The 15,037-nt window shown below is 73.8% G+C and carries 17 protein-coding genes; 9 read left to right on the top strand and 8 right to left on the bottom strand.

From position 1 onward, the window contains the following. Window positions 1-71 precede the first annotated feature (71 nt). Window positions 72-299: a hypothetical protein gene (locus ABZS69_RS21690; RefSeq protein WP_355375110.1), complete on the top strand. Its 228-nt coding sequence runs from the start codon at window positions 72-74 to the stop codon at window positions 297-299. A 78-nt stretch (window positions 300-377) separates the two neighbouring features. Then, on the top strand, window positions 378-950 hold the full coding sequence (locus ABZS69_RS21695; protein ID WP_355375112.1) for a GNAT family N-acetyltransferase: 573 nt from the start codon (window positions 378-380) through the stop codon (window positions 948-950). Here the strand turns inward: ABZS69_RS21695 and fusA are convergent. After that, window positions 913-2,943 (bottom strand): elongation factor G, encoded by a 2,031-nt coding sequence (gene fusA, locus ABZS69_RS21700; RefSeq protein WP_355375115.1) that lies wholly within the window; start codon window positions 2,941-2,943, stop codon window positions 913-915. The two genes, ABZS69_RS21695 and fusA, sit on opposite strands and share 38 nt — an antisense overlap. Before the next feature lie 376 nt (window positions 2,944-3,319). Here fusA and ABZS69_RS21705 point away from each other — a divergent pair, with 376 nt between their 5' ends. The 3 genes from ABZS69_RS21705 (at window position 3,320) to ABZS69_RS21715 (ending at window position 6,782) form a co-directional block, all read left to right on the top strand. Beyond that, entirely contained in the window at window positions 3,320-4,036 is a 717-nt protein-coding gene (locus tag ABZS69_RS21705; RefSeq protein WP_355375118.1) for a GNAT family N-acyltransferase, read from the top strand. After that, a complete protein-coding gene (locus ABZS69_RS21710) occupies window positions 4,033-4,941 on the top strand; it encodes a lysophospholipid acyltransferase family protein (protein ID WP_355375121.1) in 909 nt (302 codons plus the stop codon). The genes ABZS69_RS21705 and ABZS69_RS21710 overlap by 4 nt, the downstream gene beginning before the upstream one ends. Window positions 4,942-5,021: 80 nt before the next feature. Continuing rightward, window positions 5,022-6,782: an FAD/NAD(P)-binding protein gene (locus ABZS69_RS21715; RefSeq protein ID WP_355375123.1), complete on the top strand. Its 1,761-nt coding sequence runs from the start codon at window positions 5,022-5,024 to the stop codon at window positions 6,780-6,782. Between the two features lie 48 nt (window positions 6,783-6,830). Here the strand turns inward: ABZS69_RS21715 and lexA are convergent, their stop codons facing one another. Continuing rightward, the gene (lexA, locus tag ABZS69_RS21720) at window positions 6,831-7,490 is read right to left on the bottom strand and encodes a transcriptional repressor LexA (protein ID WP_355375126.1); all 660 of its coding nucleotides are present in this window, start codon (window positions 7,488-7,490) and stop codon (window positions 6,831-6,833) included. 29 nt (window positions 7,491-7,519) lie between these two features. Continuing rightward, window positions 7,520-8,485, bottom strand: coding sequence for an NADP-dependent oxidoreductase (locus ABZS69_RS21725; protein ID WP_355375130.1), 966 nt, complete (start codon window positions 8,483-8,485; stop codon window positions 7,520-7,522). A gap of 99 nt (window positions 8,486-8,584) precedes the next feature. On the opposite strand from ABZS69_RS21725, the gene ABZS69_RS21730 reads away from it, so the two are divergent. Continuing rightward, window positions 8,585-9,211 carry a helix-turn-helix domain-containing protein gene (locus ABZS69_RS21730; RefSeq protein ID WP_355375133.1) on the top strand — a complete coding sequence of 209 codons (627 nt, stop codon included), beginning with the start codon at window positions 8,585-8,587 and terminating at the stop codon, window positions 9,209-9,211. On the opposite strand, the gene ABZS69_RS21735 is transcribed toward ABZS69_RS21730, so the two are convergent. Continuing rightward, window positions 9,206-10,495: an FAD-binding protein gene (locus ABZS69_RS21735; protein WP_355375136.1), complete on the bottom strand. Its 1,290-nt coding sequence runs from the start codon at window positions 10,493-10,495 to the stop codon at window positions 9,206-9,208. The two genes, ABZS69_RS21730 and ABZS69_RS21735, sit on opposite strands and share 6 nt — an antisense overlap. 287 nt (window positions 10,496-10,782) lie before the next feature. Here ABZS69_RS21735 and ABZS69_RS21740 point away from each other — a divergent pair, with 287 nt between their 5' ends. Then, a complete protein-coding gene (locus ABZS69_RS21740; protein WP_355375139.1) occupies window positions 10,783-11,793 on the top strand; it encodes an ABC transporter substrate-binding protein in 1,011 nt (336 codons plus the stop codon). Here the strand turns inward: ABZS69_RS21740 and ABZS69_RS21745 are convergent. Continuing rightward, the gene (locus tag ABZS69_RS21745) at window positions 11,786-12,268 is read right to left on the bottom strand and encodes a metallophosphoesterase family protein (protein WP_355375142.1); all 483 of its coding nucleotides are present in this window, start codon (window positions 12,266-12,268) and stop codon (window positions 11,786-11,788) included. The two genes, ABZS69_RS21740 and ABZS69_RS21745, sit on opposite strands and share 8 nt — an antisense overlap. A 92-nt stretch (window positions 12,269-12,360) precedes the next feature. Here ABZS69_RS21745 and ABZS69_RS21750 point away from each other — a divergent pair, with 92 nt between their 5' ends. Continuing rightward, on the top strand, window positions 12,361-13,179 hold the full coding sequence (locus ABZS69_RS21750) for a nucleotidyltransferase domain-containing protein (protein WP_355375145.1): 819 nt from the start codon (window positions 12,361-12,363) through the stop codon (window positions 13,177-13,179). Window positions 13,180-13,188: 9 nt separating this feature from the next. Next, entirely contained in the window at window positions 13,189-14,016 is an 828-nt protein-coding gene (locus tag ABZS69_RS21755; RefSeq protein ID WP_355375148.1) for an LLM class flavin-dependent oxidoreductase, read from the top strand. Between the two features lie 29 nt (window positions 14,017-14,045). Here ABZS69_RS21755 and ABZS69_RS21760 read toward each other — a convergent pair whose 3' ends face one another. From ABZS69_RS21760 to ABZS69_RS21770, 3 genes are read right to left on the bottom strand one after another with little or no spacing between them, the layout of a single operon-like run. Further along, a complete protein-coding gene (locus tag ABZS69_RS21760) occupies window positions 14,046-14,414 on the bottom strand; it encodes a DUF4180 domain-containing protein (protein ID WP_355375151.1) in 369 nt (122 codons plus the stop codon). Continuing rightward, on the bottom strand, window positions 14,407-14,628 hold the full coding sequence (locus tag ABZS69_RS21765; RefSeq protein ID WP_355375154.1) for a hypothetical protein: 222 nt from the start codon (window positions 14,626-14,628) through the stop codon (window positions 14,407-14,409). The genes ABZS69_RS21760 and ABZS69_RS21765 overlap by 8 nt, the downstream gene beginning before the upstream one ends. A gap of 5 nt (window positions 14,629-14,633) precedes the next feature. Then, window positions 14,634-15,026, bottom strand: coding sequence for a helix-turn-helix domain-containing protein (locus ABZS69_RS21770; RefSeq protein ID WP_355375157.1), 393 nt, complete (start codon window positions 15,024-15,026; stop codon window positions 14,634-14,636). Window positions 15,027-15,037 lie beyond the last annotated feature (11 nt).

A 15,037-nucleotide genomic window follows, 5' to 3' on the forward strand; every position in this document is an offset into this window, starting at 1 on the left:
GCTGGGCGGCTCAGATCGCTCACGCAAAGTACACGTACGGCGCCTCTCCGTCAACGCAAATGCTCGCTCAAGTGAGCTCATGCATGCAGGGCTGCCTTGCTACACGGGCGGTTCCAGCCCCCTCCTGGTGGCCGCACCCGTACCGGGTGCTGAGCCAGGGCGGGCTGCTCGTGGCCGACAACGCCCTGTCCCACCCCGAGGAGATCGCCCCGCTGCGCGAACTGCTCCTCCGGGAGCCGCGCCTGACCTGCACGACGATCAACGTGGGCAAGGGCGAACTGGTCGCCCTGCGGCGCTGAGGACGTAGATCGCCGGGCTTCTGCTATGATCTCGAAACGATTTAAGCCTTCCGGCATCAGGCCCGGGAGGCTTTTTTCATGCCCTCATTCCACCCTCACCCCGCCGTGCGGCCCGCGACCGCCGCCGACCGAGCCGCCGTGGAGCGCCTCTGGCTGATGTTCCGTCATGACATGTCGGAGTTCGGGGGCCAGTTGCCCAACTCCGACGGCACGTTCAGGAGCGAACGCCTCCACTCCTCCTTCCACGACCCCGACTGGGCCGCGTACCTGATCACGAGCGCGGAGCGCCCCGCCGGGCTGGCGTTCGTCCGCGGCCTGTCCGGGCCGGTGAGGGTGCTGAACAGCTTCTTCGTGGTACGCGGCGCCCGCAGGTCCGGGGTCGGCCTGCGGGCCGTCCGCGAGGTCGTCGCCCGGCACCCCGGCCCCTGGGAGGTCGCCTTCCAGGACGCCAACGCGGGCGCCGTGGCGTTCTGGCGGCGCGTGGCCACCGAGCTCGCCGGCACCGGCTGGACCGAGGAGCGCAGGGCCGTGCCGGACCGGCCGGACCTGGCGCCCGACGTGTGGATCTCGTTCCACGCAGGCGGCCCCGCCCGCGTACGGACGGGGCCGCCCCCTAACGCGCGGGGGCGTAACCCGCGGGCTTGGTGGTGAACGTGCCGCGGCCCTGCGTACGGCTACGCAGCCGGGTCGCGTACCCGAACACCTCGGCCAGCGGCACCACGGCGGTGATCACGACCGTCCCGGCCCGCGCCGTCGAGCCCGAGACCCGGCCGCGCCGGGCCGCCAGGTCGCCCAGCACGCCGCCGGCCGCGTCGTCCGGCACGGTGACCGTGACCTCCACCACCGGCTCCAGCAGCTCCATGGCGCAGGCCCGCAGCGCCTCGCGCAGCGCGAGCCGCCCGGCCGTGCGGAACGCCAGGTCCGAGGAGTCCTTCGCATGCGTGGCCCCGTCGGTCAGCGTGACCCGCAGGCCGGTCACCGGGTGGCCGCCGAGCGGGCCGTCGGCCAGGGCGTCGCGGCACCCGGCCGCCACCGCGCGCACGTACTCCCGCGGCACCCGGCCGCCGACCACGGTCGAGGCGAACTCGAAGCCGTCCCCGTCCAGCGGTTCCACGTCCAGCACGACGTGGGCGAACTGCCCGGCGCCGCCGTCCTGCTTGACGTGCCGGTACAGCAGCCCCGACACCCCGCGCGCGACCGTCTCCCGGCGGGCCACCTGCGGCCGGCCCACGGCGACGTCCAGCTCGTGGTCGCGCCGGAGCTTCTCCACCGCGACCTCCAGGTGCAGCTCGCCCATCCCGGACAGCAGCGTCTGGCCGGTCTCGGCGTCCGTACGCACGGTCAGCGACGGATCCTGCTCGGCCAGCCGCGCCAGCCCGGAGGCCAGCCGGTCGGCGTCGGTGCTCCTGCGGGCCTCGACCGCCACGGACACCACCGGCTCGGCGGTGGCCGGGGGTTCGAGCACCAGCACAGCGCCGGGCGCGCACAGCGTGGTCCCGGGGCGGGCCGACTTGAGGCCGACGACCGCGACGATGTCCCCGGCCACCGCCAGGTCCACCTCGGTGTGCCGGTCGGCCTGCACGCGCAGGATGCGGCTGACGCGCTCGGCGCGTCCCGCGCCGGTGTCCTGCACCGTGACCAGCACCGTGTCCCCCTTCCGCATCGTTCCCGAGTAGACCCGCACGTAGGTCAGCCGTCCGGTGGCGGTGGCGTTCACCTTGAACGCCAGCGCCGCCAGCGGCTCCCGCGGGTCGGCGGCCCGCTCCGCGCCGTCCCCGCCGCGCACCGGCGGCACGTCCAGCGGCGAGGGCAGGTACGCGACCACGGCGTCGAGCAGCGGCTCGATCCCGCGGTCGCGGTAGGCCGACCCGCAGAGCACCACCAGTCCTGCGCCGCTGCGCGTGAGGTCGCGCAGCGCGCCGGCCAGCGTCTCGTCGGAGATCGACGGCCGCACGCAGAACTCCTGCATCGCGCCGGCGTGCAGCTCGGCCACCGACTCCTCGAGCAGCCTGCGCCGTCGCCGCGCCTCCGCCAGCAGGTCCTCCGGCACCGGCCCGGCGGAGCAGACCCCGCCGGCCCACACCAGCGAACGCATCCGCACGAGGTCGACGACCCCGGCGAACCCGTCCTCCCGCCCGATCGGCAGCTGGACCACCAGCGGCGCCTTGTGCAGCCGGCGGCGGATCGACTCGACGGCCGTGTCCAGGTCGGCGCCGGGCCGGTCGAGCTTGTTGACGAACGCGATGCGCGGCACGCCGTACCGGTCGGCCCGCCGCCACACGGACTCGCTCTGCGGTTCGACGCCCGCGACGGCGTCGAACACCGCGATCGCGCCGTCGAGCACCCGCAGCGAGCGCTCCACCTCGTCGGAGAAGTCGACGTGGCCGGGGGTGTCGATCAGGTTGACGCGGTGCCCGTCCCAGACGCAGCTCACCGCGGCGGCGAAGATCGTGATGCCGCGGTCGCGCTCCTGGGGGTCGAAGTCGGTGACGGTCGTGCCGTCGTGCACCTCGCCGCGCTTGTACGTGGCGCCGGCCAGGTACAGCATGCGCTCGGTGACGGTCGTCTTGCCGGCGTCGACGTGGGCGAGGATGCCGAGGTTGCGGACGACGGCGAGGGAGTTGTCAGGTATTCGGGTACGCACAGCCCAAGACCCTTTCGGGAGGTTTCTTCAGCGGGACAGCGCGATTCCCCTGACGGAAGGCCAGGAGGCGGGTGTCGTCAGGGCGTCGTCCAGTGGCGGCCGCGCAGCCGGCACCGGGACGACGGAGACACCAGGATCACCTCGTAGCGCGACGGGGGAACGACGGCAGCGGTGCTGTTGCGCACGGCCGTACTCCTCTCCCTCGTCGATGATCAGTGGCGAGTGTAGTCAACGGAGGGCGGGCGAAGAAAGCGATTTGTCGCGGGTGTGCGAGGTTCACCACGCGGTCGCCTCGCTGACCCCGATGTGCGGCTCACTCGTCATTTCCGCATGTCGACATAGGCGTGAGACGCTTTCAGGGAAGGACCCCGCGCCCATGACGATCTCTCTTGACACCGGTCGCTACACGATCGGCATGGCCACCAGCCCCGCCGACGTTCAGGCCGCACAGCGGCTGCGGCACGAGGTCTTCGCCGAGGAGATGGGGGCGCGGCTCGACAGCCCGGTCTCCGGCCTCGACGTGGACAGATTCGACGCCTACTGCGACCACCTCCTCGTACGCGACGGCCGCGAGGTCGTCGGCACCTACCGGTTGCTTCCCCCGGGGCGTACGGAGCGGCTCTACTCCGACGGCGAGTTCGACCTGACCAACCTCGCGCCCATCAGGAAGGGGCTGGTCGAGGCGGGCCGGACCTGCGTGCACCCCGACCACCGGGGCGGCGCGGTGGTCGGGCTGATGTGGGCGGGCATCGCGCGCTACATGGTCTCCGGCGGTCACCAGTGGCTGGCGGGCTGCTGCTCGGTGCCCCTCGACGACCGGGGCGCGGTGGCCGCCGCCGTGGTGGACCGGGTGCCGCTGGGGCCGGAGGAGTACCGGGTCACGCCGCGCACGCCGTGGCGTTCCCGGGGCGCGGCGCACGCCGACCGGTTCGTGCTGCCCGCCCTCCTGCGCGGCTACCTGCGGCTGGGCTCGTGGGTGTGCGGGGCGCCCGCGCACGACCGGGACTTCGGCACCGCCGACTTCTTCGTCCTGCTCTCGATGGCCAACGTGAACACCCGCTACCTGCGCCACTTCCTCGGAGAGCCACTGTGAACGCCGCCCTCAACGTCCTGCTGCCGGCCGGCACCCTCGAACCGGTCGACACCCACAAACCGGTCGACAGCCTCAACCCCTGGCGCCCGTTCGGCCCGTGCACCGCGCAGGCCTGCGTGGCGCCCGCCGCCGACGTGACCGGGCCCCTCCGCATGGTGGCCCGGCTGTGCGCCGCGCTGTTCGTGGTGCTCGCCGGGGTGCCGGTGTCCGTCGTGGGTCGGCTGCGGGTGGCGTGGCGGGCGAAGCTGACCATGGCGTGGGCGCGGCTGCTCCTGCGCGCGCTCGGGATCCGGCTGGAGGTCACCGGCGCCCCGGCGGACTCGGACGGGGGCGCCCTGGTCGTGGCCAACCACGTGTCCTGGCTCGACCCGCTGGTCGTCGCGGCCACGCTGCCCTCGCGGCCGCTGGCCAAGCGCGAGATCGGCGAGTGGCCGGTCATCCGCACGCTCGCGAAGGGCTCGGGGGTGCTGTTCATCGACAGGGAACGGCTCTTCGCGCTGCCGTCCACGGTCGCGGCGGTCGCGGACGCCCTCAGGGAAGGCGACACCGTGGTCGCCTTCCCTGAGGGCACCACGTGGTGCGGGCGGGGGATGGGACGGTTCCGGCCGGCGGTGTTCCAGGCGGCCGTCGACGCGGGTGCCGCGGTCCGCCCGGCCAGGCTGCGCTACCGCGAAGGGACGCGGACCTCGACCCGCGCCAGCTTCGTCGGGGACGACTCGCTGCTCGCCTCCATGGTCCGGGTGGCCTCGACCCGTGACCTGGTCGTCGAAGTGACGTTGTTCGCCCCCGTACCGCCGGTGCCGCCCGGGGGCCGGCGGCCCGAGGCCCGCGCGGCGCTGGCCAGGACGGCCGAGGACCGGGTCCGTGCCCGGGTTGACGATCTTCCCCATAATACCTACTGTTAAGGTAGGTATTAGCGCTCCGCCGGGGAGAGGCGTCCGCCTCCTCCCGGCGGACCCCTGCCTGGTTGGGGAGGGCGGTGGCGGTGCGGCGCGCAATCACGGGAGAGCGGGGCGGGGTCGGGGTGAGCGCTGTCGCGGTGATCGGGGCCGGTCCCACGGGGACGTCTCTCGTGGAGCGGATCTGCGCCAACGCCCCCGAGCTGCTCGGAGACCACGTGCTGGACGTGCACGTGGTGGACCCGTACCCGCACGGCGCGGGCCGCGTGTGGCGCGCCGGCCAGCCGGACCTGCTGTGGGCCAACTCGGCGGCCGCCGACATCACGGTCTTCACCGACCGCTCGGTGCGCTGCGAGGGTCCGCTCCGTCCCGGGCCGTCGCTGGCGGAGTGGCTCGGGAGCGAGTCCGGGTACTTCGCGCCGCGGCCGGTGCTCAGCCGCTATCTCTCCTTCGCCTTCGGCCAGGTGGTGCGGAGCGCGCCGGGCAACGTGCGGGTGCACCCGCACCGGGCCACGGCGGTCGGCCTGACCGACGTGCGCGGGGGCCAGCGGGTGGAGCTGTCCGACGGGGGAGCGCTGGAGGTGGACGCGGTGGTGCTCGCCCAGGGCCACCAGGGCGCGCTGCCCTCGCCGGTGGAGGCGGAGGAGCTCGCCTTCGCCGCCCGGCACGGCCTGGCCTACCTTCCGGCCGGATACGCCGCCGACCTCGACCCCGGCGCGATCCCGGCCGGGGAGGCGGTGCTCGTACGGGGTGCCGGGCTGGCCTTCGTCGACCTGCTGGCGCTGCTCACGTCGGGGCGTGGCGGGCGCTTCGACGAACACGGCGGAGAGCTGCGCTACGTGCCCGGCGGGGCGGAGCCGCGGCTGTACGTGGGGTCGCGCAGGGGAGTCCCGTACCACGCCAAGACCGGCTACCGGCTCGCCGCGCCGCCGCCCGGCCTGCCCAGGTTCGTCACCCTGGGCACGCCTGCCGGGGAGCTGCGGCGGGCGGTGGCCAAGGAGCTGGCGTACGCGTACTACCACGAGCTGTTCAACGGGCACCCGTCGCGTACGCGGATCGGCTGGGACGCGTTCGAGCCCGCCTTCGCGCGGGCCGAGTGGGGCGGGAAGGAGCTGCGCGCGCTCGTCACCAGGTCCGTGCCCCGCTTCACCGACCGCCTGCACCTGGACCGGCTGGAACGGCCGCTGCACGGGATGCGCTTCGGCGACCTGGCCGGGCTGGGCCGCTGGATGGCCGGCTACCTGGCGGCCGACCTGGAGCGGCGGGCCGACCCGGCGCACAGCGCGGACCTGGCCGTGATCCACGCCTTGAACGCGCTGCGCGCGGTGGTGCCGCAGGACCCCTGGTTCCAGGGGCTCTACAACTTCGTCGCCAGCGGCCCGCCCGCGCCCCGGCTCGCCGAGCTGCGGGCGCTCGCGCGGGCGGGCGTGGTCACGTTCCTGGGCGAGGGCATCCGGGTCGGGCGGGACGAGCGGGCGGGCGTCTGGCGGGCGGTCAGCACGAGCGTGCCCGGCGCGGTGGAGGCGCGGGCGCTGGTGGAGGCCCGGTTGCCGGAGCCGACCGTGGCCCGCAGCACCGACCCGCTCCTCGGCGCGCTCTTCGCGCGGGGCGAGTGCCGCGAGGCGTCCGGCCTCCTGGACGTCCGCCTCCCGGACCGCCGCCTCCTCACCCGCACCGGCGCCGTCCACCCCCGCCGCTTCGCCCTCGGCCCGTGGACCGCGGGCGGCCCCGGCACGGCCGGCTTCGCCCGCCCGGGCGCCGACGCCCCGCTGTTCCGCCAGACGGACGCCCTGGCCCGCACCCTCCTGAACGTCACCTCCGCCGCCCGCCTCCGCCCGGCGGCCTAGCCGCCCGATGGTCGGCCCGGCCCGCCGCCGGCAGCGTCGCGAGGGCGGTCACACGCTGCGCAGGACCGAGACCACGATGCCCAGCACCACGGCGCCGTCGCCGTCGATGACGTCGTAGGCGGGGTTGCGCGGTTCGAGCAGGACGTGCCCGCCGCGCCGGCGGAACACCTTGACCGTGGCCTCACCGTCGATCATCGCGGCGACGATCTGGCCCGAGTGCGCCTCGGGCTGCTGCCGCACCACGACGATGTCGCCGTCGCAGATCGCGGCGTCGATCATCGAATCGCCCCGCACCCGCAGGCCGAACACGTTGCCGCGCCCGGTGAGGTCGCGGGGCAGGGTCAGCATGTCGTCCATGTGCTCGTCGGCCAGGATGGGCGTGCCCGCGGCGATGTCGCCGACCACGGGCACGCTCACCAGGTCGCCGGCCGGCTCCGGCGCCGAGGCCCGCAGGAACAGGCGGACGTCGATCGGCCGGGTCATGCTCGCGCCCCGGCGCAGGAACCCCTGCTCCTCCAGGCTCCGCAGGTGCTTCGACACCGACGAGGACGACCGCAGCCCGACCGCGTCGCCGATCTCGCGGGTGCCCGGCGGGTATCCGTGCCTGACCACCCAGTCGCGGATCATGGCCAGAATGCGCTGCTGGCGCTGCGGCAGGGACGAGACGTCCAGGTACTCGAACGGGTCAGCGTCGTCGTAGGTGGTCACCTGCGAAATGCTAAGGCCGTCTCAGCCGTTCAGTCGGCAACCTGGAGCACGATCTTGCCCTGGATGTGCCCCTGCTCGGCCCGTTCGTGGGCCCTGGCCGCGTCGCGGAGCGGGAAGACGGAGTCGACGCCGACCCGGAGGCGGCCCTCGTCCATCAGCCGGGCCAGCTCCGCCAGCTGCCCTCCGTCCGAGCGCACCTGGCCCCCGCGCTTCTCGATGCCCCGCCTGGCCAGCTCCTCCTCGCCGTACTCCCCGAGGAAGACGGGGCTGTACACGCCGCCGTCCTTGATCGCCGGCAGCAGCCGGTACGCCTGGGGCCCGCCGACGCAGTCGAGCACGCAGTCCACGTCCCGCACGGCCTCCCCGGCCGCCACCCGCGTGTAGTCGACGAACTCGGTCACCCCCAGCTCCTTCAGGAACGTCTCATGGCGCCCGGAGGCGACGCCGATCACCTGGCAGCCGGCGTCCTCGGCGAGCTGCACGGCGAAGTGCCCCACGCCGCCGGCCGCCCCGTTCACCAGCACCCGGCTGCCCGGCTCCAGCTTGATGTGGTCGAACAGGAACTGGTACGCGGTGAGCCCGGCCATCGGCACGCCCGCCGCGTGCAGGTGATCGACGGACCGGGGCTTCCCCGCGAGGTCCCCGGCAGGCGAGGTGGTGTACTCGGCGTACGCCCGGGCTTCCAGGCTCGGGAAGCGCAGCAGGCCGAACACCTCGTCCCCCACCTGCCACTCGGTGACGCCGGGCCCGAGCGCCGCCACGACGCCCGACACGTCGGTGCCCGGCGTGAACGGCAGGGGCACCTCCGGCCGCATGTGCTCGGGGATGTTGGCGAAGCCCCGGCGGGCGTACCAGTCCGGCGGGTTCGCCCCGGCGGCGTGGACGCGGACCAGGACCTCGCCGGGCCCCGGCTCGGGCCGGGCGATCTCCTCGTACGCGAGCACCTCCGGCCCACCAGGAGCGTGGACGCGCACGGCATGCATGGTCGCGGGCATGATCTCTCCCATATCCGAATCGGCCCCGGCTATGATGCGGAGCAGTGCTCCGAATCGTAACTGGAGCACTGCTCCACTTGTCAATGGGGAGGATCGTTCATGCCGGGCAAACCACCGGATGCCGCTGCGCCGAAACCGTCCCCCGAGTTGCGCGCCGACGCGCGGCGCAACCGGGAGCGCATCCTCGCCGTGGCGCGGGTCGTCGTCGAGGAGCAGGGGACCGAGGCGTCCCTGCGCGACATCGCCCGGCGCGCGCAGGTCGGGCTCGGGACGCTCTACCGGAACTTCCCGACCAGGGAGGCGCTGCTGGAGGCGCTGCTGCGGCAGAGCTTCGACCGGCTCGCCGCGCGGGCGGAGGCCCTGGGCGAGAGCGCGACGCCGTACGAGGCGCTGGTGGAGTTCCTGGGGGAGTTGATCGGGGGCGCGGGCGTCTACCGGGGGCTGGCCGCGTCGATGATGGCCACGATCAGCGACGAGGAGTCACCGCTGCACGCGTCCTGCGCGACGATGCGTTCGGCGGCGGGCCGCCTCCTGGAGCGCGCCCAGGCGGCCGGCCGCGTCAGGGCCGACGTGGACGGGACGGACGTGTTCGCGCTGGCCAACGCGCTCAGCTGGATCACCGACCAGGCGCCGTCCCTCACCTCGCGCCGCGACCACCTCTTCGGGCTCGTCATGGCCGGCCTCGCCCCGCCGACCACCTCTCCCGGTCATGAGGCCCGGTCATGAGGCGACGTGGCCGACGCGGAAGAAGCCGTCCGGGTCGTAGGCCCGCTTGACCTCGCGCAGCCGCCGGTAGTCGCCGGCCGTGAACGCCGCCGCCGTCCTGGAGGGGTCGGCCAGGAAGTTCAGGAACGTCCCGCCGTTGGCGTACGGGCGCAGCTCCTCCGCCAGCCCCGGCACGACGGTGTCCACGATGACCGACAGCTTCGTGCCGCGGTGGCTGACCGGACCGGCGTCCTGGCCCGGGCGGGCCATGGCGCCGCCCCAGTGGCGGATCTCGACGGTCTGCGCGTGCTCGGCGGCCCGCACCAGCGCGCCGATCACCTCGTCGGGCACCGCCTCGAACATGTCCATGTGCCGGTTCGGCGTGCCGCCCATGGAGGTGGCCGCGTACGTGGTCGGGCGGGTCTCGTCCAGCAGCGCCGGGCCCGCCGCCCGCCACAGCGGCGCGAGCAGCCGCCTGGCCTGTGCGGCCTCGCCGGCGTGCACCACCTTGACCATGACGACGTGCCTGCCGCGCACCGGCTCCGGCGCGTCCTCGGGCATCCGCCTGAGCACCACCGCCGTGCTGATCTCGTCGGGGGCGCCGTCGATCCAGCTCCGGTACGCGGTCAGCGTCTCGGCCGCCGCCTCGATCGGGAAGTAGGCGAACCCCGAGAACACCCGCTCGACCGGGTAGAGGCGGAACTCCAGCGAGGTGACGACCCCGAACCCGCCACCGCCGCCGCGCAGCGCCCAGAACAGCTCGGGGTGGCTGTCCGGGCCGGCCACGACGTGCCGGCCATCGGCCAGCAGCACCTCGGCGCGCACCACGCTGTCGGCCGCGAACCCGTGCTTGCGCGCCAGCCACCCGAGCCCGCCGCCGAGCGTGTAGCCGGTGACGCCGACGGACGGCGACGAGCCCGACAGCGGCGCCAGCCCGAACGGCGCGGCGGCCGCGATCACCTCGCCCCAGCGCGCCCCCGGCCCCACCCGGGCGATCCGCCGGTCCGGATCCACCAGGACCGAGGCCATGGGGCCGGTCCTGACCAGGACGCCGCCGTCGCACGGGGCGTGCGTGCCGTGCCCGGTCGCCTGCACCGCGAACGGCACCCCGTGCCCCCGCGCCGCCAGCAGCGCGCCGCGCAGGTCTCCCACGCCGTACGCCTCGGCCACCAGGGCCGGTCGGGCGTCCACGCTCGGGTTGAGTGAGCGGCGCAGCTCCTCGTACCCGGTCTCGCCCGGCAGGTGCACGGTCCCGGCGAACCCGGGAAGCGCGATCTCGTCCTGGATGGTGTACGGCTGGCTCATCTCTCGGCCCTTCTCTCCTGTGATCTGAGATCACTGTGCTGGAGGGCGCTTACGGCTTCTTTCCCGTCGGCTTACCGCGGCCCTTAAGTCCCGAGGATCCTCGCAAGCGGGGGTGACAGAATCCGCCCGTCGTCTCCGTCTCCGGTACGCCGCGGGACGTACGATCCCGCGCGCCGCCGCCACCCGTCCTACGCCGCCGGTCGTACGGCCGGGTGCCATGAAGACTTCCAAGTTAGGTAAGGCTAATCTAATATTCCGTCGAGAAGCCCGCCTAGCGAGGAGCTTTCATGCCCGCTGTTCCGCGACGCGCCCTGCTCGCCGTCGGGGTCGCCGCCGTGCTCGGCGTCAGTGCCTGCGGCGGCACGGCCCCGCCGCCCGCGCCCGCCGCGGGACAGAGCGCCTGGACCTGGACCGACGACCGCGGCAAGAGCATCTCCCTCCCACGGCGGCCGCAGCGCGTGGTCGCCCAGTCGGGGGCGGCGGCCGCGCTGTGGGACTTCGGCGTGCGGCCCGTCGCGGTGTTCGGCCCGCACCGGCTCAAGGATGGCGGCCGGGACCCCGAGGTGGGCGAGGTGGACATCTCCAAGGTCGAGTCGATCGGCAACGTGTGGGGGGAGTTCAACGTCGAGAAGTACGCCTCGCTCCGGCCCGACCTGCTGGTGGCGGGCATGTACCGGCAGAACACCCTCTGGTACGTCCCCGAGGAGTCCGTCCCGGCCGTCGACCAGATCGCCCCGTCGGCCGGCGTGCAGCTCAGCGGCAAGCCCCTCGTGGAGATCATCGAGAAGTACGGGCAGCTCGCCGCCGCGCTCGGCGCGGACCCGAAGGCCGCGCCCGTGGTCGAGGCGAAAAGCCGCTTCGACGCGGCCGGCGCCGCGCTCAAGGCCGTCGCCGCCCGGAAGCCCGACCTCAAGCTCATGGTGGTCACCGCCACGCCCGACAACCTCTACGTCGCCTACCTGCCGGATCACCCCGACATCAAGTACTGGGGAGAGCTCGGGCTGAACATCGTCCACCCAGCCGGGCCGACCGAGAGCGAGGGCGGCTTCTGGGAGGTGGTGAGCTGGGAGAACGCCGACAAGTACCAGGCCGACGTGATCCTCGTGGACGCCCGCTCGCAGTCGATGAAGATCGAGGAGATGGCGAAGAAGCCGACCTGGGCCAAGCTCCCGGCGGTCAGGGCGGGCCAGCTCTACCCGTGGCACGCCGCCGAGCGCTACAGCTACCTCGGGTACGCCAAGGTCATGGAGGAGCTGGCGGCCGAGCTGGACGAGGCCCGCGACGACCTCGTCAGGTGACGGGCACGATCTCGGCGCCGGTCAGGACGCCGTCCTCGATGGTGAGCAGCCCCAGCGTGCCGTGCGGCTGGCGGCGGCGGTCGGTGGGGGAGCCGGGGTTGAAGATGCGCAGGCCCGCGCCCGACTCGTCCAGCGGGATGTGCGAGTGGCCGAAGACGACCAGGTCCGCCTTGGGGAAGCGGCGCCGCAGGCGGTCCAGGCGCCCCTTGGCCGGGCCGCTGTCGTGGATCATGCCGATCCGCAGCCCGTCGAGGGTCAGCTCCAGCGTCTCCGGCGCCACCACGTCCGGGCCGTCGTTGTTGCCCTTCACGACGTGGACGGGGGCGTAGGCGGCGAGCTCGTCCAGCACGGAGGCCACGCAGACGTCACCGGCGTGCAGGATGACGTCCGCGCCGCGCAGGTGCTCGGCGACGCGGGGCGGGCAGGAACGCCAGCGCCTGGGCGCGTGCGTGTCCGACAGCGCGACGACTCTCACGACCGTCTTCCTGCCCGCTCCTCGACCAACGTCTCCAGCGCCGCCACGTCGCCCGCCCTCTCCACGCGCCGGGACGGGCCTAAGATCGACATGTGCAGGAGCCGAACATTCACGCCATAGCCGCCAGACTGGTCGAGGTCCGCGGGGTGGCGGCCGTCGTCCTGGGCGGGAGCCGGGCGCGCGGCACGCACCGGCCCGACTCCGACATCGACCTCGGCCTCTACTACCGGGGCCCGCTCGACGTCGACGGCCTGCGCGCCCTGGCGCGGGAGGTGACGGGCGAGCCGACCGAGGTGACCGAGCCGGGCGGCTGGGGGCCGTGGGTGGACGGCGGCGGCTGGCTCACCGTGGACGGCCACCGGGTGGACTGGATCTACCGCGACCTCGACCGCGTCCGCCGCGTCTGGGCCGACTGCCGGCAGGGCCGCTACGAGATCGGCTTCCAGGGCGGCCATCCCCTCGGCTTCTACTCCCACGCCTACGCCGGCGAGGTCGCCCTGTGCCAGGTCCTCGCCGACCCCACCGGCGAGCTCGCCGCCCTGCGGCGCGAGGTCGCGGACGGATACCCGCCCGCGCTGCGCCAGGCCCTGATCGGCGGCCTGTGGGAGGCCGACTTCGCCCTGACGATCGGCGGCTACGGCGCCAAGGGCCAGGACCCGGCGTACGCGGCCGGCGCGCTGTTCCGCGCCGTCGGCGTCGCCTGCCACGCCCTGCACGCCGCCGACGGCGCCTGGCTGATCAACGAGAAGGGCATGGTCGCCTCGGCCGCCCGGCTCCCCTCCGCCCCGCCCGGGTTCGGCGAGCGGGCCCAGGCGCTGCTGGCGGAGGTGGGGCACACCCCGGAGGAGATCTGCCGGACGATCGACGCCGCGGCGGGCCTCGTGGCGGACGTCCGGGCCGCCTGCGGATAGCCTGATCCAGTGCGAATAGGCGTGAATGTTCCCAACTTCGGCCCCGGCACCAACCCCGACGTGCTGCGCAGGTGGGCGCAGACGGTCGAGGGGCTCGGGTTCGACCTGCTGATGGTCTCCGACCATGTGGCGATCACTCCCGACGTCGCGGCGAAGTATCCCGCGCCGTTCTACGACCCGTTCACGACGCTGGCCTGGCTCGCCGGCGTCACCACCCGGATCGGGCTCGGCACCACGGTGCTCATCGTGCCGTACCGCCACCCGCTGCTCGTCGCCCGCATGGCGGCCAACCTCAACGATCTCAGCGGCGGGCGGCTGGTGCTGGGCGTGGGGATCGGGTGGGCGCGCCAGGAGTTCGAGGCGCTCGGGGCGTCGTACGAGCGGCGCGGCAAGGAGACCGACGAACACCTCGCCGCCATCCGCGCGGCCTGGGCCGACGAGGGCGACTACCGCTCCGGCGGCGTGCCGATCTGGGTCGGCGGCGGCAGCGAGGCGGGGCTGCGCAGGGCGGTGCGTTACGGCGAGGGCTGGCACCCGCTCAGGAACACCGTCCCCTGGCTGCGTGAGAACTGGTCGCGCCTGAAGGAGATCGCCGCCGAGGAGGGCCGGCCCGTGCCCGCCCTGGCGCCCCGGATCCTGCTCCGGCTCACCGATTCGCCGCCGGCGGAGCGGCTCGCCGGTGAGGGCACGATCGAGCAGGTCATGGCGGACCTGGAGGAGCTGCGGCGGCTCGGCGCGGACACGGTCGTCCTCGACCCGTTCCACGGCGACCCGGACGAGACGCTGCACCCGGAGGCGGCCTGGGAGATGCTCGCCGCCGTGGCCGCCCGTCTCTGAACCCGCCGCTGACCCTCACTGAACCCGGCTCAGGCCCGGCCCGCGGGATCCTCGCGGGCCGGCAGCCGTGCCGCCAGCTCCTCCAGGTCGCCGACGAACCAGATGTGCCCGCCCCGGTTCGACTCGAGCACCCAGGCGCTCAGCGCCGAACTGGCGGCGGTGAACCGGGAGATGTCCCCGACGACGGCCAGGCCGACGCGGTAGTTGACGAACTTCTGCGCGATCTCGCCCGCCACGCCCGTGCTCAGCGCGAAGAAGTCGTCGTGGAGCCGCCCGGCGGGCACGGCCACCCAGGTCGCGCCCCTGCCGAAGGCCTCGCCGAGGAGGTCGAGCGCGTCGCGGGTCTCCCGCAGCGGCTCGCCGTGGGGCTCGCAGACGTATACACGGTCGTCAAGCATGTGCGTTCTCCAGGAAGTCCATGATCTCTCGGGTGTGGGCGGGGAGCAGGTGGCCGGTGCCGCTCGGGCACATCAGGGCGAGCCGTTCGACCCGCTCGGGCCACCGGGTGGCGTAGTCGAGCGCCATCCACCCGCCCGGCCGGCGCTTCAGGAGCTCCCGGTAACGCCGCTCGACGGCCCGCGCGCCCTCCGGCGAGGCGTAGATCCCGGCCACGGCAATCACTCCCGCACCAGCGCGTCGATGATCCTCAGCACCTGGGCGCTGTCCTCCAGCCCGCCCAGCACGATGACCTTCAGGTGCTCGCGCTCCTCGTCGTAGACGAACTCCACGCGCAGGCCATGGGGCCGGCCCGCCAGCGATCCGAGGACCATCGTGCTGACCCGGTCCATGTCGGCCCTGGCGATGCCGTCGATCTGCACGATGCTGGACGCCTCCGCGCGGCGGGGCGTGCCGAGCGGCGTGCCGGTGAACGCCGCGAGGTCCTCCTTGGCGATCCGGTACTGCTTGCCGATGCGTACGGCGGGCAGCCGCCCGTCCCGTACGTAGTTGCGGACGGTCTTGACGTGCAACCCCAGCAGGGTCGCCACTTGCTCGACGGTGTATTGCTCCATATCGCTCCCTA

It is taken from the genome of Nonomuraea sp. NPDC005650 (assembly GCF_040605375.1).
Classification (GTDB): domain Bacteria; phylum Actinomycetota; class Actinomycetes; order Streptosporangiales; family Streptosporangiaceae; genus Nonomuraea.

Bases quoted from the DNA above. Each gene is read 5' to 3' on its own strand.
- ABZS69_RS21695 (WP_355375112.1), top strand. From the start codon at position 378: ATGCCCTCATTCCACCCTCACCCCGCCGTGCGGCCCGCGACCGCCGCC.
- ABZS69_RS21705 (WP_355375118.1), top strand. From the start codon at position 3,320: ATGACGATCTCTCTTGACACCGGTCGCTACACGATCGGCATGGCCACC.
- ABZS69_RS21725 (WP_355375130.1), bottom strand. From the start codon at position 8,485: ATGCCCGCGACCATGCATGCCGTGCGCGTCCACGCTCCTGGTGGGCCG.
- ABZS69_RS21730 (WP_355375133.1), top strand. From the start codon at position 8,585: ATGCCGGGCAAACCACCGGATGCCGCTGCGCCGAAACCGTCCCCCGAG.
- ABZS69_RS21735 (WP_355375136.1), bottom strand. From the start codon at position 10,495: ATGAGCCAGCCGTACACCATCCAGGACGAGATCGCGCTTCCCGGGTTC.
- ABZS69_RS21740 (WP_355375139.1), top strand. From the start codon at position 10,783: ATGCCCGCTGTTCCGCGACGCGCCCTGCTCGCCGTCGGGGTCGCCGCC.
- ABZS69_RS21760 (WP_355375151.1), bottom strand. From the start codon at position 14,414: ATGCTTGACGACCGTGTATACGTCTGCGAGCCCCACGGCGAGCCGCTG.
- ABZS69_RS21770 (WP_355375157.1), bottom strand. From the start codon at position 15,026: ATGGAGCAATACACCGTCGAGCAAGTGGCGACCCTGCTGGGGTTGCAC.